The 24751-nt window shown below is 44.8% G+C and carries 24 protein-coding genes; 4 read left to right on the forward strand and 20 right to left on the reverse strand.

Annotation, left to right across the window (positions count from 1 at the left end; all coding sequences use genetic code 11):
* Positions 1 to 18: 18 nt before the first annotated feature.
* The 8 genes from A2048_07130 to A2048_07165 form a co-directional block, all read right to left on the reverse strand.
* Positions 19 to 3540: a DNA polymerase III subunit alpha gene (locus A2048_07130; GenBank protein OGP07292.1), complete on the reverse strand. Its 3522-nt coding sequence runs from the start codon at positions 3538 to 3540 to the stop codon at positions 19 to 21.
* Between the two features lie 7 nt (positions 3541 to 3547).
* Positions 3548 to 5083, reverse strand: coding sequence for a glutamine-hydrolyzing GMP synthase (locus tag A2048_07135; protein OGP07293.1), 1536 nt, complete (start codon positions 5081 to 5083; stop codon positions 3548 to 3550).
* Between the two features lie 102 nt (positions 5084 to 5185).
* A complete protein-coding gene (locus A2048_07140; GenBank protein OGP07294.1) occupies positions 5186 to 6646 on the reverse strand; it encodes an IMP dehydrogenase in 1461 nt (486 codons plus the stop codon).
* Between the two features lie 147 nt (positions 6647 to 6793).
* Positions 6794 to 7963 carry a hypothetical protein gene (locus A2048_07145; protein ID OGP07295.1) on the reverse strand — a complete coding sequence of 390 codons (1170 nt, stop codon included), beginning with the start codon at positions 7961 to 7963 and terminating at the stop codon, positions 6794 to 6796.
* A gap of 167 nt (positions 7964 to 8130) precedes the next feature.
* The gene (locus A2048_07150; protein ID OGP07296.1) at positions 8131 to 8781 is read right to left on the reverse strand and encodes a hypothetical protein; all 651 of its coding nucleotides are present in this window, start codon (positions 8779 to 8781) and stop codon (positions 8131 to 8133) included.
* Entirely contained in the window at positions 8782 to 10041 is a 1260-nt protein-coding gene (locus A2048_07155; protein ID OGP07297.1) for a glutamyl-tRNA reductase, read from the reverse strand. It abuts the gene before it with no gap.
* Between the two features lie 5 nt (positions 10042 to 10046).
* The gene (locus A2048_07160; GenBank protein OGP07298.1) at positions 10047 to 10496 is read right to left on the reverse strand and encodes a hypothetical protein; all 450 of its coding nucleotides are present in this window, start codon (positions 10494 to 10496) and stop codon (positions 10047 to 10049) included.
* A 67-nt stretch (positions 10497 to 10563) separates the two neighbouring features.
* Entirely contained in the window at positions 10564 to 10929 is a 366-nt protein-coding gene (locus A2048_07165; GenBank protein ID OGP07299.1) for a hypothetical protein, read from the reverse strand.
* 346 nt (positions 10930 to 11275) lie between these two features.
* Here A2048_07165 and A2048_07170 point away from each other — a divergent pair, with 346 nt between their 5' ends.
* Positions 11276 to 11602: a thioredoxin gene (locus A2048_07170; GenBank protein ID OGP07314.1), complete on the forward strand. Its 327-nt coding sequence runs from the start codon at positions 11276 to 11278 to the stop codon at positions 11600 to 11602.
* Between the two features lie 134 nt (positions 11603 to 11736).
* Here A2048_07170 and A2048_07175 read toward each other — a convergent pair whose 3' ends face one another.
* The 3 genes from A2048_07175 to A2048_07185 all read right to left on the reverse strand — a co-directional run bounded on the left by A2048_07175 (position 11737) and on the right by A2048_07185 (position 14839).
* Positions 11737 to 12447: a hypothetical protein gene (locus A2048_07175; protein ID OGP07300.1), complete on the reverse strand. Its 711-nt coding sequence runs from the start codon at positions 12445 to 12447 to the stop codon at positions 11737 to 11739.
* Positions 12448 to 12453: 6 nt separating this feature from the next.
* On the reverse strand, positions 12454 to 13518 hold the full coding sequence (locus tag A2048_07180; protein OGP07301.1) for a hypothetical protein: 1065 nt from the start codon (positions 13516 to 13518) through the stop codon (positions 12454 to 12456).
* A 166-nt stretch (positions 13519 to 13684) separates the two neighbouring features.
* Positions 13685 to 14839, reverse strand: a complete 1155-nt coding sequence (locus A2048_07185) for a hypothetical protein (protein OGP07302.1) — start codon at positions 14837 to 14839, stop codon at positions 13685 to 13687.
* Between the two features lie 129 nt (positions 14840 to 14968).
* Here A2048_07185 and A2048_07190 point away from each other — a divergent pair, with 129 nt between their 5' ends.
* Together A2048_07190 and A2048_07195 are read left to right on the forward strand one after the other, a co-directional pair.
* Positions 14969 to 15187, forward strand: a complete 219-nt coding sequence (locus tag A2048_07190) for a hypothetical protein (protein OGP07303.1) — start codon at positions 14969 to 14971, stop codon at positions 15185 to 15187.
* A complete protein-coding gene (locus A2048_07195) occupies positions 15174 to 15524 on the forward strand; it encodes a hypothetical protein (protein ID OGP07304.1) in 351 nt (116 codons plus the stop codon). The genes A2048_07190 and A2048_07195 overlap by 14 nt, the downstream gene beginning before the upstream one ends.
* On the opposite strand, the gene A2048_07200 is transcribed toward A2048_07195, so the two are convergent.
* From A2048_07200 to A2048_07225, 6 genes are all read right to left on the reverse strand, one after another.
* Positions 15521 to 16834 (reverse strand): hypothetical protein, encoded by a 1314-nt coding sequence (locus A2048_07200; protein ID OGP07305.1) that lies wholly within the window; start codon positions 16832 to 16834, stop codon positions 15521 to 15523. The two genes, A2048_07195 and A2048_07200, sit on opposite strands and share 4 nt — an antisense overlap.
* Before the next feature lie 190 nt (positions 16835 to 17024).
* The gene (locus A2048_07205; GenBank protein OGP07306.1) at positions 17025 to 17726 is read right to left on the reverse strand and encodes a threonylcarbamoyl-AMP synthase; all 702 of its coding nucleotides are present in this window, start codon (positions 17724 to 17726) and stop codon (positions 17025 to 17027) included.
* A complete protein-coding gene (locus tag A2048_07210) occupies positions 17701 to 18186 on the reverse strand; it encodes a 5-(carboxyamino)imidazole ribonucleotide mutase (protein ID OGP07315.1) in 486 nt (161 codons plus the stop codon). Before A2048_07210 ends, A2048_07205 begins: the two co-directional genes overlap by 26 nt.
* A 74-nt stretch (positions 18187 to 18260) precedes the next feature.
* Positions 18261 to 19523 (reverse strand): phosphoribosylamine--glycine ligase, encoded by a 1263-nt coding sequence (locus A2048_07215; protein ID OGP07307.1) that lies wholly within the window; start codon positions 19521 to 19523, stop codon positions 18261 to 18263.
* A gap of 130 nt (positions 19524 to 19653) precedes the next feature.
* Positions 19654 to 20100: a deoxyuridine 5'-triphosphate nucleotidohydrolase gene (locus A2048_07220; protein ID OGP07308.1), complete on the reverse strand. Its 447-nt coding sequence runs from the start codon at positions 20098 to 20100 to the stop codon at positions 19654 to 19656.
* A 155-nt stretch (positions 20101 to 20255) separates the two neighbouring features.
* On the reverse strand, positions 20256 to 20843 hold the full coding sequence (locus A2048_07225; GenBank protein OGP07309.1) for a CDP-diacylglycerol--glycerol-3-phosphate 3-phosphatidyltransferase: 588 nt from the start codon (positions 20841 to 20843) through the stop codon (positions 20256 to 20258).
* 128 nt (positions 20844 to 20971) lie between these two features.
* Between A2048_07225 and A2048_07230 the strand changes: the two genes are divergently transcribed.
* Entirely contained in the window at positions 20972 to 22561 is a 1590-nt protein-coding gene (locus tag A2048_07230; GenBank protein ID OGP07310.1) for an L-aspartate oxidase, read from the forward strand.
* Between the two features lie 27 nt (positions 22562 to 22588).
* On the opposite strand, the gene A2048_07235 is transcribed toward A2048_07230, so the two are convergent.
* From A2048_07235 to A2048_07245, 3 genes are all read right to left on the reverse strand, one after another.
* Positions 22589 to 23050, reverse strand: a complete 462-nt coding sequence (locus A2048_07235; protein ID OGP07316.1) for a hypothetical protein — start codon at positions 23048 to 23050, stop codon at positions 22589 to 22591.
* Positions 23051 to 23190: 140 nt separating this feature from the next.
* Complete coding sequence (locus A2048_07240; GenBank protein OGP07311.1) at positions 23191 to 24114, reverse strand: hypothetical protein; 924 nt, start codon at positions 24112 to 24114, stop codon at positions 23191 to 23193.
* 135 nt (positions 24115 to 24249) lie between these two features.
* Positions 24250 to 24528 carry a hypothetical protein gene (locus tag A2048_07245; protein OGP07312.1) on the reverse strand — a complete coding sequence of 93 codons (279 nt, stop codon included), beginning with the start codon at positions 24526 to 24528 and terminating at the stop codon, positions 24250 to 24252.
* Positions 24529 to 24751: the final 223 nt, after the last annotated feature.

Genomic DNA, 24751 nt, shown 5'->3' on the forward strand with positions numbered 1-24751 from the left:
ATCGAACATTTGATTATTTCACACCGAAAACTCCACCACCCGATATTGAAAGAGCGTATTGATTTTAGCCGTGAGATGGTCGGTGTTTTCAAGATTGATACGGTTTGGAAGTTCCATAATAGTTTCACTTTCGTTTGATTTCAGCACGTGTAAAAAACCGGAGCATGCACCGGGGAACTCGTTTAAAATTTGGTGGAAACTTTTAAGCTTTTCTTCCGTGCACAATTGAAGGGGGACTTTAAAATGGACCGATTTTGTTTTTTGATTGAGGTAGGTATGAAGCAAAGTAATATCCTGGGCGAGAATTTTTGCCCCATCTTCGGTCCGATCAACAGTGCCTGAAAGCACCAGGGGTTTATCCTGGGTTAAAACCTCGGCTGTTTTTTGGTAAACATCCGAGAAAATGATCACCTCGATGGATCCGGCCAAATCCTCAAAAGTGATGAAAGCCATGCGGCTTCCCTTTTTTGTGGTGATTACTTTACACTGCGACGAAAAACCGCTCAGAAGCACCTTCGTTTCTTGTGGCAATGTGGCACAAAGAGCCGTTGTTGAATTGGCGACTCTTCTTAATTCTGATTCATAAACTTTAAGGGGATGCCCCGAAAAATAAAAACCCATGGCCTCTTTTTCAAAACTTAGCTTTTCATTTTCATGCCACTCAAGCGTGCCCACCTCTAAACCCACGGGCTTCGGGCTTTCCTGCACCATATCAAAAATATTCTGCTGGCCCAGCCGGTCTTCATCCTGTTTTTTCACCGCCCAACCGACAACGCCTTCAAGAACATCAAACAGGGCTTTACGCGAAGGATGCAAAGTATCAAAAGCGCCGCTTTTGATGAGGGATTCAAGGACACGACGGTTGACCTTGTGGTGGTCAATGGAATGGCAGAAATCAAAAAAAGAATCGAATCGTCCTTTCTTGTTTTTACGAACCTCGACAATGCATTCAATGGCCCCCTCACCCACTCCTTTTAAGGCACCCAGTCCAAAACGGATTGTGTAGGGGTCAATCACCGAAAAACCGAAATAACTTTCGTTTACGTCGGGAGCTAAAACCTTGATGCCGTGTTTTTTACAGTCATCAATGTAAAAAAGAATGCGGTCCGTATCATGCATTTCACAGGTAAGAACCGCGGCCAGATATTCGGCAGGATAATAAGCCTTAAGATATGCGGTTTGATAGGAAACAAGGGCATAAGCCGCACTGTGGGATTTGTTAAAACCATATTCGGCAAACTTGGCCATTAAGTCAAAAATCTTTTCGGCCTTGTCCTTGGGCACTTTTTTCTCAGCGGCTCCTCTCAAGAAACGTTCGCGTTGGGCTGCCATTTCCTCCGCTTTTTTCTTTCCCATGGCCCGGCGTAGAAGATCGGCTTCTCCAAGGCTGTAACCGGCCAGCACGGAAGCAATCTGCATCACTTGTTCCTGATAAACAATAACCCCATAGGTGTCTTCCAAAATGGGTTTGAGTTGGGGAAGTTCGTAAATGATTTTTGTCTTGCCCTGTTTGCGATTGATGAAATCATCCACCATCCCGCTTCCCAGGGGGCCGGGACGATAAAGAGCCACCAAGGCGACCAGGTCTTCAAAGCAGGTGGGCTTAAGCCGGGTCATCAGGTCGATCATGCCGGAACTTTCCAGCTGAAACACCCCCACCGCATCCCCCTTGGTGATGAGCTCAAAGACTTTTTTGTCATCAAGGGCAATGTCCAAAATATTCAAGTCAACCGATTGGGTGCGTTTGATAATGCGAAGCGTGTCGCAAATGACGGTGAGTGTTTTAAGCCCCAAAAAGTCAAACTTGATCAGGCCGATTTTTTCAACGGCCTTCATGTCAAACTGGGTGACGACGTCTCCGTTGCTTCCCTTGTAAAGCGGAAGAAAATGGGAGAGAGCCTTGTCCGACATCACCACACCGGCGGCATGGGTTGAGGCATGCCGGTTTAAACCTTCCAGTTTTCGGGCAATTTCAATCAGGCGGGCCACCTGGGCATTGGATTCCATCAACTCTTTAAAGCGTGGCTCTTGGGTCAGGGCGTCTTCAAGAGTGATGTTGAGTGAGTTGGGCACCAACTTGGCGATTTTATCGACTTCGGCATACGGAATTTCCATCACACGGCCCACATCGCGCAAAACGGCTTTCGCTTTCATTTTTCCAAAAGTGATGATTTGGGAAACATTCCCGTATTTTTGCGCGACATATTGGATAACTTTGTCGCGCCCACGCATGCAAAAATCGATATCGACGTCCGGCATGCTGATACGTTCCGGATTTAAAAATCGTTCAAATAGTAAATTGTAGGGGATGGGATCGAGATCGGTGATTTGTGTGCAATAAGCCACAAGAGAACCGGCGGCGGAACCACGTCCGGGGCCTACAGGAACATCATGGGTTTTAGCGAATTGGATAAAATCAGACACGATCAGAAAGTAACCGGAAAATCCCATTGTGGTGATGACTTCGAGTTCTATTTTAAGACGTTGTTCGTAATTTTTTTTGAGCTTTTCAACTTCCCCCTCTCCCGGCCTCCGGCCACCCTCCCCCTCAAGGGGGGAGGGATGGGGAGAGGGTGTTATTTTCCTATTCTTTAAAATAGTGGGCCAGCGTTGTTCCAAACCAATATGGGCTTGTTCAATAAGGTATTCATCCAAAGTTTTATTTTCAGGGGGAGCAAATTTGGGAAAGTGGTAGGTTTTAAGGTCGAAATCAAAATTACATTGGCTGGCAATCAACTCTGTATTGGTGATGGCTTCAGGAATATATTGAAAATCAGTTTCCATTTCTTCCGGCGTTTTAAAATAATAGCAATCCGTCGAAAATTTTAAATGATCCCCCGTCCCATGCAAGGTGGCTCCTGTTTGGATGCATAAAAGAGTTTCAAAAGCCTCGGCATCGTCCCTGTTTAAATAATGACAATTATTGCTGGCGACAACGCCTATGTTATGAGCCTTGGCGAGTTCAATCAATTTTAAATTGGTGTCATGTTGACCTTCGACCCCATTTTCCTGAAGTTCAACATAAAAGCGATTTTTGAAAATATCACTATAAAGCTTGATGTATTCCCGGGCTTTTTCCTGTTGCTGGCCATCGAATAAATAATGATTTAACGCTCCATTCCATCCGGCTGAAAGGGCGACGAGCCCTTCGGAATATTGGGCCAAAAGTTTTGAATCGACGCGGGGCTTGTAATAAAAACCCTCCAGATAACTTTTGGAAATGAGCGCACATAAATTGCGATAACCCTTTTCGTTTTGAATAAGCAAAACCAGTTGAAAAAGGTGGTCAATGCCACGGCGATGCGAGCGCAAATCAAACTGGTCGTTGGATGGATGAAAAACAACGCAACCGATGATGGGTTTGATGGAGGCCTTTTTGGCTTCCAGATAAAATTCAACCGCCCCAAAAATATTTCCATAATCGGTCAAGGCTACCGCGTTCATGCCATATTCTTTGGTTTTCTTGATGAGTTGAGGGATACGGATGGCCCCGTTAAGCAGGCTGTATTCGGAATGGTTGTGGAGATGGATGAAGGGCATAAAACAATCACTCCCATTCAATGGTCGCCGGGGGCTTTGAAGAAATGTCGTAAACCACACGGTTAATGCCCTTGACTTCATTGATGATGCGGTTTGAAATGCGGCCCAAAACCTCCGGTGGCAAGGGCACCCAATCAGCTGTCATTCCATCCTGGCTTGTCACAGCACGAATGGCACAGACATTTTCATAAGTACGTTCATCCCCCATCACCCCCACAGACTTGATGGGCAAAAGGACGGCAAAAGCCTGCCATATTTTAGAATACCAACCGGCATTGCGAATTTCTTCCATGACAATGGAATCAGCTTCTCGCAAAATATCCAAGCGATCTTTGGTTAGGGTGCCCAAAATTCTAACAGCCAACCCCGGCCCTGGGAAGGGGTGCCGATGGATAATATCATCGGGCATGCCCAAAACTTTTCCCAGTTGTCTTACTTCGTCCTTAAAAAGTTCGCGAAAGGGTTCCAAAAGTTTAAGCCCCATTTTTTTTGGGAGCCCCCCTACATTATGGTGGCTTTTGATTACTGCCGAGGGGCCTTTAAAAGAAACACTTTCAATGACATCGGGATAAAGCGTGCCCTGTCCTAAAAATTTGGCCCCCTTAATTTTTTTGGCTTCGCGCTCAAACACACGCACAAAAACCCGGCCGATAATTTTGCGTTTTTTTTCAGGGTCAGAAACTCCCTTAAGGGCCGTTAAAAACAGACGACTGGCATCCACGTAATGTAATTTAATGTGATAGTGTTTAGCAAAAACTTCTCTTACCTCTTTATCTTCATTTTTTCGGAGAAGCCCGTTGTTTATAAAAATACAGATAAGCTGGTCCCCAATAGCCTGGTGTGCCAATACAGCCGCAACGGAGGAATCAACCCCACCTGATAGACCTAAAATAACTTTATCTTTCAAAACTGTATCTCTTATATTTTTAAGTGAAACTTCAAGGAAGCTCGACATGTTCCAGGTTGCTTTTAAGCCGGCAATGGAAAAGAGAAAATTGGAAAGAATGGTTTTGCCATGTTCGGTATGAACGACTTCGGGATGAAATTGCAGGGCATAAAAATGTTTTTCTTTGCACATCATGGCGGCCAAAATGCCGTTATTGGTATGAGCCATGGGGACAAAACCCGGCGGCAAGGCTTCAATTGAATCGCCGTGACTCATCCACACCACCGATTCTTGTGGAAGTTTTGAAAATAGAATCGAGCTTTCTTCGGGCAATTGGATGACGGCTTTTCCGTATTCCCGTTTTTTTGATTTGGTGACTTTTCCACCCAATAAAAAACTCATCAGTTGCATGCCGTAACAAATCCCCAGAATGGGTAGCCCCATTTCAAATACACGCTTGTCCACTTTAGGAGAGCCTTTTGACAAGACACTGGCCGGGCCCCCTGAAAGAACAAGGGCATCGGCCTTGAAGTTTTGGATGAATTCGAAAGAAACGGTGCAGGGATGAATTTCGCAATAAACGGCGGCCTCACGAATCCGCCGGGCGATTAATTGGGTATATTGGGAACCAAAATCGAGAATGAGAATTTTGTTCATGAGAAAATGCGCAGGGCTATAGGCCCATGGCCATTGGTCATTTCGACTCCGCTCAATGACCAGAAATTCGGTCCCTGAGCGGAGTCGAAGGGGCCATTTACATTACCCAACATTGTAATTAGGGGCTTCTTTGGTGATGATGACATCATGCACATGCGATTCGCGCAAGCCCGAAGGAGTAATTTGGACAAACTGGGCTTTTTTGTGAACTTCTTCAATCGTTGAACACCCAACATAACCCATCCCAGATTTAATTCCACCCACCAGCTGATATAAACTTCCTTCGAGCGGGCCCTTATAAGGAACACGGCCTTCAATACCTTCAGGAACGAATTTAGATTCTTCAATGATATCGGACTGGAAATAACGGTCCTTACTCCCCTCCTTCATCGCTCCAAGCGACCCCATACCACGGTACACTTTATAGCTGCGTCCTTGGAAAAGGACGATTTCGCCAGGAGCTTCATCCGTGCCTGCCAAGAGCGAACCAAGCATGACCGTATGCGCTCCGGCAGCCAGCGCCTTGATCACGTCCCCGGAATATTTAATTCCCCCATCGGCGATGATGGGCACCTTGGCCTTGGCAGCCACTTTCACACAGTTTTGAACGGCGGTAATTTGAGGCACACCCACACCGCTTACAATGCGTGTGGTGCAAATGGAACCCGGCCCCACACCTACTTTAACCGCATCAGCCCCAGCTTCGATCAAATCGCGTGTGGCTTCCTCGGTAACGATATTTCCGGCGACAACATCAACGTTGCCCATTTTTTTCTTTAAGAGGGCCACTGTTTGCAAAACTTTTTCAGAATGCCCGTGGGCTGTATCGACAACCACCAGATCAACGCCCGCGGCCTTCAGCTCCAAGGCGCGTTCCAGGCCTTCCTCCCCAACAGAAACTGCAGCGCCCACTCTTAAGCGGCCTAAACTGTCTTTGACGGCTTTGGGATATTTAATTGTCTTTTCAATGTCTTTGACAGTGATGAGACCTTTTAAATTGTGGGACTTATCCACGACCAAGAGTTTTTCAATACGGTGTTTTTGTAAAAGTTCTTTGGCTTGGTCGAGAGTGACTTTTTCATGGACGGTGACAAGGTTGTCTTTGGTCATCACTTGTGAAACTTTTTGGCGGATGTTTTTTAAAAAGCGCAAATCACGATTGGTCAAAATGCCGACAAGTTTTTTATTCTTCGTCACAGGCAATCCCGAAATACCGTACTTCTTCATTAGATCCACAGCCTGCGCTACGGTAGAGTCCGGATCGATTGTGAGTGGATCTACCACCATGCCTGATTCTGATTTTTTGACTTTGATGACTTCCAGCGCCTGCTTCTGGATCGACATGTTTTTGTGGATAATTCCAATGCCGCCATGCCGGGCCATACTGATGGCTGTTCCTGCTTCGGTCACTGTATCCATGGCGGATGAAACAAGGGGGATATAAAGTTCAATATTACGAGTGAGTTTGGTTTTGGTATCGGCGTCTTTGGGCAGAATTTGGCTTCGCGCTGGGACGAGGAGAACGTCATCAAAGGTTAAAGCTTTGGGGAACTCTTTTTCCATGTTCCCATGGCTTTTTAATCAAAGTGTTTGGAAGAAGCAAGAGAATTGTAAGGGCGCATCTGTACGGGCGAACCTTGTGTTCGCCCAGAGATATCTGCCCAATAACGGGCGAACACCCTCCTGAGGCGGGCAGGCGAGGTTCCGCCCCTACCTAACTGTTAAAGAATAGATCTTTCCCGCCCCAGAAAGGAGGTAGGCATGATTTTTCTCGGTGGCGGCCTCACTTAAGAAAGAAGCCCCCACACGCAGGGTTTGGGCTACTTTGCCCGTAGCCGCTTCAAAAACAAACAAGTGACCTCTTTGCGAACCAACAAGGACGTAATCACCCAAAATAAAGGGGGAAGAAAGGCTTCCGGCATTCATGCTTATTTCCCAGGCACGAATTCCCGTTTGTTTGTTAAAGGCCACAACACCTCCTTCAAAATTGCTGACAAAAAGAAGGTTTCCATTTGAAACAATTTCATTTCCTGAATGAATTTCCTTTTTCCACAACAATTGTCCACTGGCCAAATCAAGCTTGGCCAAAAAACCGGCATAACTGACAAAGTAAAGATTGGCCCCATCAATAAAGACACGGGCATCTACGTCTTTAAACCCACCACTTTCGTTGGTTAAATTAATGTCCCAAACAAGATTCCCGCTTCCTGCAGAAACAACCACCAAGGTCCCATCGGCAAAGCCGGCGTAAATTTTTCCATTGTGCAAAACAAGGGAGGCATTTCCGCGCATGGTGATTTTTTTCTCGAAACCACGGACATTTTTTTGCCATTGGATTTCGCCCGTGTTTTTGTTTAAGGCCAGCAAATCACGCCCCGTGGTAACGACATACAAAAAATTCTCATCGCTTACGGATTGAGCCAGCACCTCATTTTCAACATAGGTACGCCACTTTTCCTTCCCTGTGGCCTTATCTAAAGCAATGACAAAACCCTTGTTATTTCCCAAATAAACGGTTTGGGCATCGAGGTGGGCTTGGGAGGCAACAGCACCACCTAAATTAGTTTCCCATGCTTCTTTCCCATCCTTGGTGATGGAATAAAAACGGCCGCCATGGGTACCTACATAAAGATGGCTGTCATCCAAAACGGGGGAAGCCATGTCCGGATAATATCGTTTTTTTGATCCGGAGGTTTTTAAAGAACGGGTCCAATCAATGGATACAATGTTTTTTCCTGCACCCTTGGGAGGTTTTGCTTTTTCTTCATCCTCTTTTTTCGCCAGGGCACTATTTGAAGAAAAAATAAAAAGCAGAAAAAGAATTCCTGTAAAATAAAAAAAAGGTTTCATCATGTGTTTAAACTCCTGTTTTATTTCCATCGAATTATTGAACCCATGATATCCCCCTTTAAAAAAGGGGGACTAAGGGGGATTTGTTCCCGTATCATTTTTGTTTTTTCTCTTTTACCTTTATCCCCGATACGGATACGGAAACAAATCCCCCCTACCCCCCTTTTTTAAAGGGGGATAATACGGGAATCCAATCACTATTTGAGATAAAGAAGACGTTCTTTGGCTTTTTGGGCTTGGATGACATGGCTTTCGTCAGCGGTAACTAACTGTTCATAGACGGCAATCGCCTCCTCTTTTTTCCCCGTGGCCTCAAGAAGCTGGCCCTTTATCCATTGGGCCTCAAATTTGACCAAGGCATCTTCTGTTAATTTTTCTTTATCGATTGTGGCCAAGGCTTCATCCAACTGATTTTTTTGCCAGAGAATTGAAATTTTTGACAAAAGCAGAAGCCCTTTAAAATCTGAAGAAACAGAACCAAGCGCGGCGTCAATTTCATTGAAAGCCTCATCCCATTTTGCAGCAGAAATTTTATCCTGCAAAAGGGCGATATGAAGTTGGTTTTGTTCGGACTTAAGGGAATATTCCTTTAAAAGTTCCTCAAAATTTCCCCTGGGTTCCTTATTATTTTTTAGGTGATAAAATTTTTCACTGAAATCCTGAAGGCTTGATTGTTGGTATTGTTTAACGCCCCACAAGCTGGCCAAGGTCAACAAAACGACCAATACTCCCCCAATAATAGCGCCTCGGTATTTTTCAAAATAATGAAGCGCGTGATCGATAAAACTGACAAACTCGTCCCGTTTTGTCTTCACGTTTTTCCTGGGCAGGCGTTTGTACTGGGCCATTTAGTCCTCCAATCGAAACAGTTTCTTAAGCCATGAACTGGCCAACGATCCTTGCGCTTCAAGGCTTTCGTTTTTAAGGGTTAAAATTGGGTCATGCAAAATTTTACTGACCACGGCATCCATTCCTTTTCGGATGGATTCTTTTTCGTCTTCTTTCAGGTTTTTTAACCGGCCAAAGGTTTTTTCAAGTTCTTGAGCACAAATTTGATCACATTTCTGTTTTAAAAGTGTAATTGTGACTTGAGTGCCTAACACAGAATGCCAGAACTGCGAAGTCTCTTTTTCAATAAGCGCCTCGACTTGTTCGGCAACCGCAAGACGTTCAGAAAGGGTTTTGTCGACCACTTCTTTTAGATCGTCAATATTGTATACATAAACATTATTGGTGGAATAAACCTGTGAGCTAATATTGCGGGGCAACCCCAAATCAATCATGAACAGGGGCCTATTTTTTCTTTGGCCCATGATGGTTTTGATGTGTTCTTCTTGAATAAGGGCCGAAGAAATCGCCAATGAAGTAATGACTACATCGTTTTCTTCCATCCATCTTGGCCAATCCTCAAAACATTTGGTATTGGCTTCAAACTTTTTGGCCAGTCCGGTGGCATTTTCGAAGGTGCGGTTGGTAATGCTGATATTTTGAACTCCCCTGGCTTTTAAGGCCCCCAAGACAAGTTCGGCTATTTCGCCTGCTCCCATGAGAAGAATTTTTTTGTTTTGAAGTGTATCAAAAATCTTTTCAGCCAATTCTACAGCCACCGACCCTACCGAAACAGAGCCTGCTCCCAAGCAGGTTTCAGAATGAACATTTTTGGCAAATTGAAGGGTTTTTTGAAGGAGCCTGTTTAAGATGGGCCCGGTTGTTTCCGCATCCAGGGCGCTTTGGTAGGCATCTCTAAACTGGCCCAAAATCTGGTTTTCACCCAACACCATGGAATCTAAACTTGAAGCAACCCGAAGCAAATGTCTGTAGGCTTCGGTATTTTCATGAACATAAATAAATTTTTCTATTTCAGGTAAGCTTTGCAAGGTTTCGGCGGCAAAAAAGGTTTTTAAGGCATTTAATGGCGATGAGGCATCCTGAGTAACTGCTACGATCTCAAAGCGGTTACAGGTCGACAAGCCAAAAATTTCGGTAAGTGAGAGTTCTTTCTTAATTTTATTTAAAAAAAACTCCAGGGCGCGCGGCTCTTTGGCTATTTTTTCTCTAATAGCAACGGGGGCCGTTTTATGATTCATGCCGACAAGAAGAAGTGTCATAAATTTTAATGCTGTTGGGCCCAGGTTAATAAGATGATGACCGCCACAAAACCGATGCAGGAAAGTAAGATGCCCCTGTGACCCACCCATCCCCTTGAAACCCTCAGTCTTAAAAAAATGGCAAAGAAAATCCACAGGACAAAGGAGCCGATCTGCTGAAAATTATTGCTTACATAATACCCCGTGGCTGATTTGGACCACCCTCCCCCGGTAATGATTCCCAGCGTGAAAAAAACAAACCCGATGTTTAAAAGTTTATTGTGGTTTCTTTCAATGGTTTCCAGCGACGGAAGTTTATCAAACCATCCCCCAATCCGTTTGTTTTTGATTCGATATTCTGAAACGAGATAAATGATTCCTTCAGCAAAACTGATCAGGAAAATAATCATCCCTGTAAAAATGAAAATAAGATGGGGAAGAGCCCAAGGATTCTTCAGAAAAGAAAATGTTTGCATGAAGGAACACTTAGAGGTTTGGAGGCTTTTTTGTCAAAGGAAAATATATGCTTATTTCTTTATCTCTTTAATATCCCCCCTCCCTTGAGGGGAGGGGGTTAGGGGGAGGGTGATCTTGGCATACTTGAAAGATAACTTCCAAGACTATATCCAGATCTTGCAACACTTGATAATCCCAAAATCTCAAAACCTGATATCCTTCTTTTTTCAGCCACTCATCCCTTTGTTGATCTTTTTCAATTTGGTCCAAATGCTGGCTACCATCACATTCAATGATGACACGTTTTTTAAAGCAGACAAAATCAACAATATAATTTCCGATAATTTGTTGCCTTCTAAATTTTAACTGTTCAAATCGTTTAGCTCTCAAGGCATTCCACAGCCAATTTTCTGTATCAGTTGACTGTTTTCTCAAATTCTTTGCAAATCTCATTAATTTTTTGTTCACCGATCGTCACCCTCTCCCTAACCCTCCCCCCTCAAGGGGGAGGGAATAATAATCTCAAAATAATTTATTTTTAAAAGATTGTTGTCAAAGAAAAATATCTATTTGATTTTTGTCTCTTTAATATCCCCCTCCCTTGAGGGGAGGGGGTCAGGGGGAGGGTGAGCTCGGCATATTTAAAAAAACATCCACTCAATGACTCTCCCTTCCCCCCTCATAAAGGGAGAGAGTAATAACCTCAAAAGGATTTATTTTTAAAAGATTGTTGTCAAAGAAAAAATATCTACTTGATTTTTTGAGGAGGCTACGGTTTATTTTTAAAAAAGGAGATTTTATGGCCAGTGATTTTGTCAAAACAGCAACCGATGATAATTTTGAAACCGAAGTTTTAAAATCAAGCAAACCGTCCGTCGTTGATTTTTGGGCTGTGTGGTGTGGCCCCTGCCGTGCCCTGGCCCCTATTATCGATGAACTGGCCGAAACCAATGCCAGCAAGGTCAATGTTTACAAATTAAATGTGGATGACAACCCCAACATCGCCTCCCAATACGGCATTCGAGGCATCCCTACCCTCTTATTCTTTAAGGATGGAAAAATGGTTCAACAGCAAGTGGGTGTTGTCGCTAAGGAGAGTTTGCAGAAGATTATAGATCAATTATAGGGGCTCGCGTATGCTCTCCACTCGCCTTTATCTGCCACTGGCAGCGGCTCATGGAGCCTTCCTCCAACCCCGCGCCGCGGGGATGGAGCCTCCCCCTCACCGCCGCTGTGCGGCTGGTTAGGGACTTCTTAGATTCATATTGCTGATTTGTAGAACTTTTTTACAAAACGTAATCCAAGAAACATTCCCAACAAAACAAGGAAGCTGACAGGGCTGTAAGAAGAATTGGCTTTAAGCGAACACCCTCCCCCGCTAGAACCACCTGATCCCTTATCTTCTAGGGGCGGATCTATTCCCGGATCAGCCGCCACAATTTGAGTGACTTGCAGGCTGAATTCGGAATTGGGGATATTTCTGAATTGATAAGTTTGAAAAACCGTTTGTCCTTGAATGCAGGGATTTTCAACAGTACCACTAGGTTCAAAAATAATATAGGGAGTAAAGCTGCCACTGCCTGTAATAGTTGAAAGTGTTTTGCAAGTTCCATCCTCAGTGTCACAAAACTGGACATTATCTGACATGGATACCGAAACGAAAATATTCTTATTGAATACATCAAAACCACTTTCCTCCATAGTTTGCAACGGAATTTCCTGTCCAACTTGAATGGTGGTTTCACCATCATCTACCTGAACTTTACCTCGACCCGGCACTCTTTCCAGTTTTTGAAATTTGAGTGTCACATCTTCTGTGGTACAAAGATAAGCCACGGCAGGGTTTTCTCCACTGAAAAAAAACTGGGCACCATCAGAGATGGTATTAGGATTAAAATTCTCATCAGCCCATGAAGACAAATTAAAGTTTCCCATCAGAAACAAAAAAGAAATGAGGATGATTTTTTTCATAATTCATTAAGCATAATCTACATCCATGTAGATAATACTTGCCCTAGAAAGATCATGAGCTTGGCGGTCAGCCTCGCAAGACCACACAACAAGAACATAGGATGCTACGACGTCTTCCGGTAATGCACTAAAATCAAAAGAGTGACCCCCATCATAATATGCATCTTGGTTAATAAGGCAGTGAGGATAATTGTCTTGATCGCTACGATTCACACAGATACCATCAGCAACAAGGTCCGAGTAAACTTCTACAATACCATCTGTATCTATATTCACTATGCTCTGTTCGGGAAAACCAAAGTTGATAGCAACCACTTGGGTATTGTCATTGAGTTGCCTTGTACGTGGCGCCAACCCAGGCTGCACCACACTCACCTGCGGACGTTCCCCACATACGGGGCCGGAGAGACCTTGGTCGACAGCGGAGAAAATATCAGCATCACTGGTGGGTGGAATATAATTATCAGGGACATCAGAAATGGCTGGGCCATCAGTAGAAACTTGCGAGCCATCGCTTGAGGCAGCATCACCGGCATCACTTGCATCCCCCCCATCACTGGCATCCACGAGAGGGGTTACTGCATCGCCATCTCCCACATTAACAGTGGCATCTGCATCTCCGTCTATGGCTGTTACATCAACATCTTCTTTTTTAACGGGATCAGCACATGAAACAAGGGGAATTAAAGGAAAAGCATCTCCACCTTCATCGGTAACAATAGTAACGGTTTTTGCGCCAGGGTTACGCTCACGTTCGATAATGACCTTTGCTCTTAAAACGGGGTCATTTTTTATTTTCTCTAATTCTGCTTTTTCTTTTCTATAGTCATTTATATTTCTAGCCAGGCGTCCTTCTGACCCATCGACACGAAATCTTTTATAAGTACGCCCCGAATCACGGACATTGCAGGTATATGATTCTGTCATGGGAGATTCGCAGATAAATTTGACATGACCATCTCCCATTGATTCACAAACGCGGCGTTGAGCGTTGGTCCCTTGTTGTTCATCCTTACAGGTGTATGCAACTTCGTTAAAGTGAGAGGTTGGATTGGATTGCGTGACAGCCATAAATAGACTCCTTGGTTTATTTATCGGATCTTCTAAGGATTAGTTGCGGAAATTTTAATTTAATTTTTCTACTGTCGATATCTCAATTTACTGATTATGTTTGATGGAAGTAATCCCCTGTATTCGTCCCCCTTTTTTCAAGGGGGAAAAATACTAACGCGTCGCATCATTCTCCCCGATAAGCCTTTTTAATAAAAGGCAGAAGGCTTTCGCTATCTAACGGGCGGGGGTTATAAAAGCTGGCGCCATCATCGGGGGCTTTGGCGGCGATATCGGTAAGTTTATTTTCAGGGATGCCGGCTTCTTTAAGATTGGTGGGTAAACCACACAATTTCTTTAATTCATTTTTCAAATCTTTGATTTTTTGAATACATTCCTCAGCGGTTTTCACACCCAGCGCAGGGGCAAGACTTGCTATTTCGGCTCTTCGTTCTTCCAAATTATATTCCATGCCGTAAGGTAAAAAGAGGCTGTTAGCTGTGCCATGATGGACATGAAACATGGCTCCTATAGTGTGTGCCACGGCATGCACAACGCCAACCATGGCGTGGTTAAAGGCAATGCCAGCCAAATTGGAAGCCACCAAAAGGGCGCTGCGTGACTCAAGATTGGAACCATCGCGAGTGGCAGGCACAATATTTTGAGCAATGAGGGAAACTGCCTTGAAAGCCAGCGCATCTGAAAAAGGCCCGCGTTGCACACTCATCACAGCTTCAATGGCATGGGTTAAGGCATCCATGGCAGTGGCCGCTGTTATCTTGGGAGGAAGGCCAAGGGTCAATTCAGGATCAAGGATGGCCAAGGTGGGAAGTAAATGAGCATCAACAAAACTCATTTTGGTTTGACTGGCCTCATCTAATACCACAATGGCCTCAGTAACTTCACTTCCCGTGCCTGCTGTGGTAGGGATGGCAATTAAAGGAGATAATTCTTCCCCAATGGTTTGAGCCCCTGAATAGTCATTAACCAAATCCCCCCCAAGTGTGAAAAGAATATTAGCGCCTTTGGCCGTATCCAAAACACTTCCCCCACCGATGGCGATGAAGCCTTCCGCCTCGCTTTCCTTGGCTATTTGGGCGACATGTTCGATGACTGTAATGCCAGAATCAGGGGGAACTTCATTAAAGACACCTGCGATTTCACGCCCGGATTTTTTAATACCTTCAAGGATGGGGTCGATGATTTTTAAATCGGTCAGCACTTTGTCAGTGACAATAAAATATTTGGAAATGGGAATGCGGTCGAGCTCTGCTGAAAAATCCTTGGCCAGCCCCGCCTGAAAAACGATTTTAGTGGGAATGGAAAATTGAAAAAAATCCATAAGGTATCTCCTTTGATGAAGGAGAGATCATAGGAAAGAAGAATATGAAAGCAAGGAATTATTCATTAAAATTTTAGGTGATAATGTGCTTTGACATAAAAGCATGAATATGTTTATATGGCTTACCCTATGAATACCCGAATCACTCTTGATTTAAAAGACCCTGCCCTTATTCAGCTTGTCCAGCTTGAAGCTGTATCACAACACAAATCCCTCCGGGAAGTTGTTGTCGATGCCTTAAAAAGCTATTTTTCAAACAAAAAAGAAAACAAGGCCCTATTGAAATTAGCAGAAAAAACCTTTGAGGAATGGGACAACCCCAAGGACGCCGAATATGACAAATTATAATCCCGGCGATATTGTTTTGGCTCCTTTCCCCTTTAGCGATCTTAAAACAAAAAAATTACGGCCTGTTCTGGTTTTGGCGAATATCGTTTTTGATAAAAAAAGGAGGCTTTATCCAGTAGCCATGGTTACAAGCCAAATTGATAGTGGATTTATTGAGGGGGATACTCTGCTTGAAGATTGGGAAAAATCGGGGCTTCTTTACCCTTCCAAAGTCAGGCTTGGAAAACTGGTCACTATAGAACACGAAATCATCGTCAAGAAAATAGGCACTCTTTCCTCAAACGATTCAATCAACATTAGTCGTTCCCTTAAAAAAATCTTTCAATCCTGGCTTTAAACCCACAACGGATGCATCACCAAGCCCGAAAGAATTTTTGGGTAAAAATAAGTCGATTTTTGGGGCATTTTTTCACCGGCCATAGCCACGCGCTCCATGTCTTGGATGCGTGTGGGGTTTAGGAGAAAAGTGATTTCGCAGGCCCCCTTCTGGGTTTCGTTGATCGCCTTTTTCGTATCCTTCCAATAAATGATGTTTTCCTGATTCGCCTGGGCTGTTTGGGAAATGCCCAAGATTTCTTCAAACACAAGGCGGTGTAAAACAGTCACATCCAAGGGGCGTAGGGATTCCGAAACGGTTTTAGCTACCAAAGAAGAAATCCAATCCTGACGTTTTAGGGAGATGATGCAAGATTGCTTAGAATCTTTAGTTAAAAGAACAAAGGCATGGGCCTGTTTCCCTGCCTCAGCCAATTTTTCAACAATTTTTTGAGGATTGGTTTCTCCCAAGGGTGTGATTTCAAAGTATGGACGAAGTTTTTCCAACAGGGCTTCAAACTTAAAATTCTTGATGCTGTGAAGCGCCCTGTGGATGGGAAGAATGATCAACCCTTCATCACTCATGTTTGAAAAATACATGATGCCATAGTTAAATGGTTCCAAATTAACGGCACCGGGATTTTTTTGTCGACACTCGTTGCGATAATTAAGGGAGGTTTCGTAACGGTGATGACCATCGGCAATAAACAGGGGTTGCTCCCCTAAAAAAGAATTAATTTTGGTGCAAACAGATGGTTCTTCTGCTTTCCACAACTGATGCCTCTCCCCTTCAACAGTGACAAAATCAATCAGGGGTTTTTCCGATTTTATTTTACCAACAAGCGCATCGATATTTTTTTGGGGATCGGAATAAAGTGAAAAAACGGGCGAAAGCTGGGTCTGTGTAGCTCGCATCAGTTTTAAACGATCAGCCTTGGGCCCTTCCAGGGTTTTTTCATGGGGTTTAATGCCCCCTTCAGAAAAATCTTCAATACGGCGCACACCAAAGAAACCCTTTCGTGTAATTTCATGCCCATCGGAAAGCTTGAATATTTGGTGGTGAAAATAAAACGCCGGTTTCTCATCCTGAACCAAAATTCCTGCATCAATCCATTGCTTGAAAAGTTTTCCGGCTTCTTCATAACGCTTATCGCCGGGCTCTTTGTTCAAATCGATTTTGACAAAATTGTAAGGATGCCTTTCATAAAATTCATTTTGCATTTCAGGATTGATCACATCATAAGGCGGTGTGACCACATCAGCTAGATTAGAAACCTTGTTGGCATTGTAACGAAGCCCTTTAAAGGGGAGTAATTTGGGGTTATTGGTCATAATGATCTCCAGTTTTCTGTCCCCCTTTTCCGCCGAAGGACGGATCAGTCCTTTGGCTGAAAAAAAGGGGAATTAAGGGGGATTTGTTCCCGTTCCCGATTTATTTACATCCATCTCCGTTTTGCTTGTTTGCTTGTTCCCACGCTCCAGCGTGGGAACATCTTTGTATTAGACGCTGGAGCGTCGGGAGTCATACGTTCCCACGCTGGAGCGTGGGAACGAGAGCTTTGAACGGAACATCACCCTGGCGTATGAGTAGGGGCGCAGCATCCTCCAGAGGCGGACCAGCCTCAGGCTGGAGCGGCGCCCCTACAGCAATATGCGATACATCCACAATTGTGGAACCCTTTGATGGCTTGCACGATCTTCCTCTTACTATTCCATCAATCTTATCGCCCATCTGCCCCCACACTTCTTTGGCGCTGAAACATGAAGGCAATCCCGACAAATTGGCACTGGTGGCCGTAATCGCTCCGCCCACTTTTTGGGCTAATTGCCTTGCCTTTAAATGGGGAGGAATGCGAATGCCAATGGTTCCCGTTTTGGCCGTAAGAATGGAGTTCACATTCTTTTTGGCCTTAAAAATAAAAGTAACTCTTCCCGGCCACACGCTTTTTATAAGTTTTCTTAAAGAAGATCCTGGCTGTTCTACCCAATTTTGCAGTTCCTTCAAGGAAGAAATAATGATTGAAACGGGTTTTCCTTTTTCGCGCCCTTTAATACGGTAAATTCTCCCAAGTGCTTTTTTGTTTTTGGGATCGGCCCCAAGCCCATAAAAAGTTTCCGTGGGATAAGCGACCACACCGCCTTTTTTGATAAGGCGGGCGGCTTGATCGAGAGATAAAAGGGCGTATGGCGATACGCCCCTACAGCTTTTTATTTTTTTCGACAATCGAGGCTTCTGTTTTTTTGCGGTATTCTTCCAATTTTTTTCTGATTTTTTCATCTTTTAAAGCAAGGATGTGTGCCGCCAAATACCCGGCATTTTTGGCCCCGGCCTTCCCCACAGCCACACAAGCCACGGGAATACCCGGCGGCATTTGCACTGTGGAGAGAAGCGCGTCCAGTCCATTTAAAGCGGACCCATCTACAGGGACTCCTATCACAGGAAGTAGGGTATGGGCTGCCATGGAGCCTGCCAAATGGTTGGCCATTCCGGCACCGGCAATAATGACCTGCAAGCCGCGACTTATGGCTGTTTGAGCATATTCCTGGGCCAGTTTAGGAGTGCGATGAGCTGATAAAATTTTTATTTCAGATTCGACACCAAATTCAGCCAAAACTTTTTTTGATTCTCCCATCGTGGGAAGATCGGATTCACTTCCCATCACAATGCCAACTTGTATGGTCATATTTTTCCTTTCAATTTGAATAACGCCCCCCAACCCCCTCTTAGTTTAAGAGGGGGCGAGGGGGAGTTAATCCCCTACAACCCTCTTTTACCAATATCCTTCCGGTAATGCATTCCTTCAAACTTTATTTGTTTCACACGTTTGTAGGCTTTGTCTAACGCTGCTTGAAGGTTTTTTCCTTGGGCAGTGACGGCTAAAACACGTCCCCCACTTGTGGTTATCTTGTTACCATCTTTTCTTGTCCCTGCATGAAATACGTAGGTTTGTTCCATCTCTTCATCAAGCCCCGTAATGGTTTTCCCTTTTTCGTATTCACCAGGGTATCCTTTGGATGTCAGAACAACACAAGCAGCCGGATGAGGTGTAAATTCTATTTTCTCATTTTCAAGTCTTGATTCAATGGCGGCCAACATCAAGGGAACCAAATCGGTTTTTAACCGGAACAACACGACTTCGGCTTCCGGATCGCCCAAGCGGCAGTTAAATTCGACAAGGCGGGGTTCGCCTTTATTGATCATCAATCCAGCATACAAAATTCCCTTGTAAGGACGCCCTTCCTGATTCATTCCATGAAGCAGGGGTTTAATGATTTGATCAACCACTTTTTTATAAACGGCCGGGGTTACAAGGGAAGCCGGGCTATACGCACCCATTCCCCCTGTGTTGGGCCCCTTGTCATCATCAAAGATACGCTTGTGATCCTGGGATGATTCAAAGGGGAGAAAATGCAACCCATCAACCAAAGCCAAAAAGGTGGCCTCTTCTCCCGGCATAAAATCTTCCACGATAATTTTTTTGCCGGCTTCCCCAAACTTTTCATGCACCAACATGGAATCGACGGCCTTAAAAGCTTCTTTTTTGTTGTGGGCAATAATCACCCCTTTTCCTTGAGCCAAACCGTCCGCTTTAATGACCACAGGATAATCTTTTCTGTTTTCCAAAACAGCTTTGGCATCGGTTGCGTTATAGAAAAAAGTATAAGGGGCAGTAGGAATATCGTACTGCGTACAAAATTCTTTGGTGAAGCATTTTGAAGCTTCAAGAATGGCAGCGTTTTTACGTGGGCCAAAAATAGCAAGGCCGGCGCGTTCAAATTCATCAACAATGCCAAGGGATAAAGGCGACTCTGGTCCCACAACAGTTAAATCTATTTTTTCTTTTAAGGCCCATCCAAGCAGTCCTTTGATATTGTCAGCGGATAAGTCCACACATTCGGCAAGTTTGCTTATGCCCACATTACCGGGAGCACAGAAAATTTTTTTTACAAGGGGACTTTGGGATATTTTCCAGACAAGAGCATGCTCTCTAGCGCCTGAACCAATGACAAGAATTTTCATGAAGAAGCTTACTAATGTAAGTAAAAAGAGAATTCAATGGGAATGTGGGGTAAGAAATGTGTAGGGGCGCAATTCATTGCGCCCATGATCTTCAAAAATTGCGGGCGCAATTCATTGCGCCCCTACGGGGTCATCCCCCCGTACTTCCAAAACCACCCGCACCGCGTGTCGTCGAGTCAAGGTCATCCACTTCTTTGAGATTTGCCTGCACAATAGGGGCAACAATCATCTGGGCAATGCGCTCGCCACGTTCAATGCGGACGGTGTCCTGCCCTAAATTTACGAGAATAATTTGAACTTCGCCACGGTAGTCGGAATCGATCGTGCCAGGTGTGTTAAGGAGAGTGATTCCTTTTTTAATAGCCAAGCCACTGCGAGGACGGATTTGAACTTCAAAACCCACAGGAATTGAAAAAGCCAGCCCCGTAGGAACAAGTTTGCGCTGACCGGGTTCTAAAATGACAGTGTCTTTGATGTCGGCCATCAAATCCATGCCTGCGGAGCCGCTTGTTTGATAGAAAGGAAGGGGTAATTCGGGCTTGATTTGACTTAAACGTTTGATGAAAATTTGGATCATTGGATTGAAGACGTCATCCCCGCCCCGCTATCCGCCGTATACGGCGGATTCTTATAGCGGGGATCCAGTATTTGATTCCCGCCCTTAGTATCCCGCTTTGCGGGATCACCCTCGACAAAAGCACTCGAGGGCAAGCGTGGCGGGAATGACGTTGCTTATTTCTTTTTCATTTCCTTAAAAAACAAAATGCCGTATTCAACTCCTGAAAGAATACTATAAAAGGTGCCCACAGCCGTGCATACCCAGCCAAAGCTGTAGGCGCTGACTCCCAGAATATCGTAATGGACAAGCAGTGCGGCCAAGCCCACATTGAGCCAGGCGGTTTTTTTCTTGGCCATTTTTGAGGCCGAAATAATAAGCCCTTCACCTGCGGCCACTGAACGCATGCCCGAAACAAAAATCTCCCGGAATAAATGAAGAATGGCAAGCCAGGCAGGAAAACGGCCGAGAGGAATAAGTAATATCATGACACTTAAATGAATCAGCTTATCCGCCATGGGATCAAAAAACTTTCCCATCAGGCTGACTTGCCCATATTTGCGGGCATAGGCCCCATCCACCAAGTCTGAAATGCCGGCCAGAATGAAAAGAATGGCTGAAACAAGGGCGACCGTTTTGTTAAATTCAAACGTATTCTGCCCCATTTGCAAAAATAAGAGCCCCATAATAATGGGAATCGTGGCAATACGCCCCAGAGTCAGGATATTTGGAACATTAAAAATTTTTTGTTTTTGAGTTGCCATGGGAATTAAATAAAGAGTACTTGTTGAGGTTAAACAATGATGTTCCTAATGTCTATGGAATTTTGGGTAGTCAGTAGTCGGTAGGTTTTTATTCTGACTTCTGACTCCTGACTCCTGACTCCTCTCTCTTGAAAACAGATATCCTCATCATCGGCAGTGGCATTGCGGGATTAAGCTGCGCTCTAAAGCTGGCCAAAGATTTTGATGTCACCATTGTCACCAAAAAAGAGGCCATGGAAGCCAATACACGGTATGCCCAGGGGGGTATTGCTTCTGTCATGGCTTCCAATGATGATTTCCAGTCGCACATAAGCGATACATTAACTGCAGGAGCCGGCCTGTGCCACGAAAATGTCGTTCATCAGATTGTCTGTGACGGTCCCCGCCTTGTTGATGAGCTTGTCAATTGGGGCGTCTCTTTTGCCCGCAGAGAGAACCAGAAATTTGATTTGGGTCGTGAAGGGGGGCATTCCAGGCGGCGTGTTTTACACGCGGGGGATCTTACAGGCAATGAACTTGAATCAGTCTTGCTGGAGCAGGTTAAAAAATCTTCCCGCATCCAAATTTTAGAACATCATATTGCCATCGATTTGATCACCTCAAAAAAACTTGCAGAAACCCCGTCTAATGAGTGTCTTGGGGTTTATGTTCTTTCCATCAAAGAAAATATCATCAAGACAATCGTGGCTAAAAAAACAATCCTGGCCAGTGGGGGGGCCGGAAAGGTTTATCTTTATACGAGCAATCCCGATGTTGCCACAGGCGATGGCATGGCCATGGCCTATCGCGCCGGAGCCACCTTGGCCAATCTCGAATTTGTCCAATTTCATCCCACTTGTTTATATACCCCCAGCCTTGGCCCCAAAAACTTTCTTATTTCAGAAGCCCTTCGTGGAGAAGGGGCCCAACTAAAGCTTAAAGATGGTTCCTCGTTCATGGAAAGACACCATCCCTTAAAAGAACTAGCCCCTCGCGATATTGTGGCCCGTGCCATCGATTTTGAAATGAAAAAAAGCGGGGATGATTTTATTTATTTAGACATTTCGCACAAGCCTAGTGAATTCATCAAAAAAAGATTTTCTAACATTTATACAACCTGTCTCAAACTTGGTTTTGACCTGACCCGTGAACCAATCCCCGTTGTTCCTGCAGCCCATTATTTTTGTGGTGGCGTGTTGACCGATTTAAAGGGGCAAAGCAGCCTTAAAAATCTCTATGCCATTGGAGAAACGGCTTGCACTGGTTTACACGGAGCCAATCGGCTTGCTTCAAACTCCCTTTTAGAAGCTGTAGCCATGGCCGATTACGCCTCAAAAGACATTCTCACAAATACCAAAGAAAAGATTTTGTCGGATTTACCCCCATGGAACCCGGGCAAGGCCAAAGAGAATAAGGAGGAAATTCTTATCACCCAAAACTGGGATGAAATACGAAGGCTCATGTGGAATTATGTGGGGATTGTCCGATCAAACAAACGACTGACTTTGGCTCAGAAAAGAATGGCGCTCTTACAGGAAGAAATCATGGATTATTATTGGAGCTTTAAGGTGACTTCTAATTTAATTGAATTACGAAACCTAGCCTGCATGGCCGAACTTATTATTGCGTCGGCCCTCAAGCGGAAGGAATCACGCGGACTTCATTATAATATTGATTACCCTGATCCTCTTGAATCGGAGAAGAAGGATACGATCATTACTTACACGGGCAATTCGTGAATTGCCCTTACAAATCGTGACCCGCCCCTACCGTACCAAAATATCCACGCTCTTGATAATATCGCCCTGCAAAATTTCTTGAACAACTTCCATTCCAGCCGTCGTTTGTCCGAAAACAGTATATTCCCCATCCAAAAACGGAGTTGCCTCCAAGGTAATGTAAAACTGGGAACCGCTCGATCGCTTTTCAGGGTTTACCTGGTCGCCCAAGCGAGCCCAGGCCAAAGCCCCTTTTATATGGGGAAGGCCTATTTCCGCTTTGACTGTATACCCAGGCCCTCCACTTCCATTGCCCTTGGGGTCTCCGCCTTGAATCACAAAATTGGGAACGACACGATGAAAAGTAAGATTATTATAAAAACCGCCCTTTGATAGCTGGACAAAATTGGTGACGGAAACTGGCGCCTTGTCGGGATAAAGCTCGCAAGTGATGTCCCCCTTGGAGGTATGAAGAATAGCTGTATATTTTTTCCCCGCTTCAAACTTCATGGGGGCAACGGGTTCTGAAAATTGGGTCATGGGGGCTCCTTGTAGGTTTGTGGTTAAAGAGAAAAGAGAGGCAAGCGCAAGAATGAAATATTTTTTTTTCATAATATATATATCCCGTAGGGGCGGTTCATGAACCGCCCTTACAAGTTTTCCAAAACAGCTTCGGTTCCTTCCTGAAGGCCCTTTTTATCATAACCCCCTTCCAAGACAAAGACGATTTTACCGTCACAGACTTTCTTTGCCGTTTTTACCAAATGCCGGGCCATGCTGAAAAAACCTGTTTTGGTGATTTTCATCCCCCCTAACGGATCGCGGATATGCGCATCAAATCCCGCTGACACCAAAATAAAATCAGGTTTGTAATTCAAGACGGCAGGGATTATTTTATTTTCAAACTCGCGTTCATAGTCGGCATCGTCTGAATAAGCCGGCATGGGAACATTTAAGGTAAACCCTACCCCCTTGCCCCTTCCCCTTTCACTGGCAGAACCCGTCCCCGGATAAAAGGGAAAACGATGAATGGAAGTAAAAAAAACATCGCTTCTTTCCTCAAAGGCATGCTGGGTTCCATTGCCGTGATGGACATCAATATCCACAATGGCCACTTTTGTTTTGTGGCTTTGTTTCAATAAAAATTCGGCGGCAATGGCGATATTGTTAAAAAGGCAAAAACCCATGGCATGGGCTGCCTCAGCGTGATGCCCAGGAGGCCGCGGGAAAGCAAATGCCCCGTCCACCTCTCCCTTGTCAACAGATTGGACGGCACTCAGCACCCCGCCTGCCGCTAAAAAAGCGGCATCGGCAGAACCGCTAGAAACGGGGGTATCCAAATCAAAATAGGCATGGGCCATGCTCCGTGTTTTTTCAACCTGGGCAATCAGATCTGGATTATGTACCCAGGCAATCTCTTCAACGCTTGCCATGCGGGGTTTCAGGCGCACCAGTGTTGAATCTTTATCCAGAATTTCTTTGATCGCCAAAAGACGTGCGGGGGATTCAGGGTGGGACTCTCCTGTTTCGTGTTTTAGGTAACGCTCATCCCAGATAATGCCAATGCGATTCATTATTATTTATATCCCCTCCCCCTTGAGGGGGGAGGGTTAGGGAGAGGGTGGCCCCGGGATCACCCGCCCCCTAACCCCCTCCCCTTTCCGCGTACCGGAATCCCGCTGCGCGGGGCAAGGGAGGTGAAAATGTATTTATAAAGATTTTTTTAATGCCAATTTGGCCTCTGCCTCCGCCTCTTTTGAAACTTGAATAGCCATCTCCAAATTTTCGTTACTAAAGGCTTTTTTGGCCTGATTTTGAAGATTTAAAGCCTTGAAATAAGAAGCCGGACTCTTACGTGGTGCCCCGGCCTGCATGGCTTCACGAATGGCATAGCCTGAATTGCCAAGCTGATGGGTGACTTCATCGGCCAAGGTGTTTAAACTAAAACCAAAAAGAGCCAGAAAAAGGATGATTTTTTTCATGGCCATAAGTGTGCCCTATTTTCGAAATAGAGGCAACTTTTCGATGGCTTGGTCGATAACCCACTTGCATGAAAAAATATTTTTTAATCCTGTTTTTTGTGTTTTTTCTCACCGGCTTTTCAGGCCTTGGTTATGGTGGCTGGAACATCACGGCGGGTTATTATGTCCCCGGGGTCGTCATGCCGGGAGTGGGATATGTCAGTTTTTCGAGCTATAGGCACTCCCCCCG

This window comes from Deltaproteobacteria bacterium GWA2_45_12, from assembly GCA_001797365.1.
In the GTDB taxonomy this organism is placed as follows: Bacteria; UBA10199; UBA10199; order UBA10199; family UBA10199; genus UBA10199.

Excerpts from the sequence above, each read along its gene's own strand:
- A2048_07195 (OGP07304.1), top strand. The coding sequence starts at position 15,174 with ATGACAAATTATAATCCCGGCGATATTGTTTTGGCTCCTTTCCCCTTT.
- A2048_07140 (OGP07294.1), bottom strand. The coding sequence starts at position 6,646 with ATGGAAAAAGAGTTCCCCAAAGCTTTAACCTTTGATGACGTTCTCCTC.
- A2048_07165 (OGP07299.1), bottom strand. The coding sequence starts at position 10,929 with ATGAGATTTGCAAAGAATTTGAGAAAACAGTCAACTGATACAGAAAAT.
- A2048_07225 (OGP07309.1), bottom strand. The coding sequence starts at position 20,843 with ATGGCAACTCAAAAACAAAAAATTTTTAATGTTCCAAATATCCTGACT.
- A2048_07245 (OGP07312.1), bottom strand. The coding sequence starts at position 24,528 with ATGGCCATGAAAAAAATCATCCTTTTTCTGGCTCTTTTTGGTTTTAGT.
- A2048_07155 (OGP07297.1), bottom strand. The coding sequence starts at position 10,041 with ATGACACTTCTTCTTGTCGGCATGAATCATAAAACGGCCCCCGTTGCT.
- A2048_07135 (OGP07293.1), bottom strand. The coding sequence starts at position 5,083 with ATGAACAAAATTCTCATTCTCGATTTTGGTTCCCAATATACCCAATTA.
- A2048_07160 (OGP07298.1), bottom strand. The coding sequence starts at position 10,496 with ATGCAAACATTTTCTTTTCTGAAGAATCCTTGGGCTCTTCCCCATCTT.
- A2048_07235 (OGP07316.1), bottom strand. The coding sequence starts at position 23,050 with ATGAAGTTTGAAGCGGGGAAAAAATATACAGCTATTCTTCATACCTCC.
- A2048_07210 (OGP07315.1), bottom strand. The coding sequence starts at position 18,186 with ATGACCATACAAGTTGGCATTGTGATGGGAAGTGAATCCGATCTTCCC.
- A2048_07200 (OGP07305.1), bottom strand. The coding sequence starts at position 16,834 with ATGACCAATAACCCCAAATTACTCCCCTTTAAAGGGCTTCGTTACAAT.
- A2048_07220 (OGP07308.1), bottom strand. The coding sequence starts at position 20,100 with ATGATCCAAATTTTCATCAAACGTTTAAGTCAAATCAAGCCCGAATTA.
- A2048_07215 (OGP07307.1), bottom strand. The coding sequence starts at position 19,523 with ATGAAAATTCTTGTCATTGGTTCAGGCGCTAGAGAGCATGCTCTTGTC.
- A2048_07175 (OGP07300.1), bottom strand. The coding sequence starts at position 12,447 with ATGAAAAAAATCATCCTCATTTCTTTTTTGTTTCTGATGGGAAACTTT.
- A2048_07170 (OGP07314.1), top strand. The coding sequence starts at position 11,276 with ATGGCCAGTGATTTTGTCAAAACAGCAACCGATGATAATTTTGAAACC.
- A2048_07240 (OGP07311.1), bottom strand. The coding sequence starts at position 24,114 with ATGAATCGCATTGGCATTATCTGGGATGAGCGTTACCTAAAACACGAA.
- A2048_07145 (OGP07295.1), bottom strand. The coding sequence starts at position 7,963 with ATGGAAATAAAACAGGAGTTTAAACACATGATGAAACCTTTTTTTTAT.
- A2048_07190 (OGP07303.1), top strand. The coding sequence starts at position 14,969 with ATGAATACCCGAATCACTCTTGATTTAAAAGACCCTGCCCTTATTCAG.
- A2048_07180 (OGP07301.1), bottom strand. The coding sequence starts at position 13,518 with ATGGCTGTCACGCAATCCAATCCAACCTCTCACTTTAACGAAGTTGCA.
- A2048_07185 (OGP07302.1), bottom strand. The coding sequence starts at position 14,839 with ATGGATTTTTTTCAATTTTCCATTCCCACTAAAATCGTTTTTCAGGCG.
- A2048_07150 (OGP07296.1), bottom strand. The coding sequence starts at position 8,781 with ATGGCCCAGTACAAACGCCTGCCCAGGAAAAACGTGAAGACAAAACGG.
- A2048_07130 (OGP07292.1), bottom strand. The coding sequence starts at position 3,540 with ATGCCCTTCATCCATCTCCACAACCATTCCGAATACAGCCTGCTTAAC.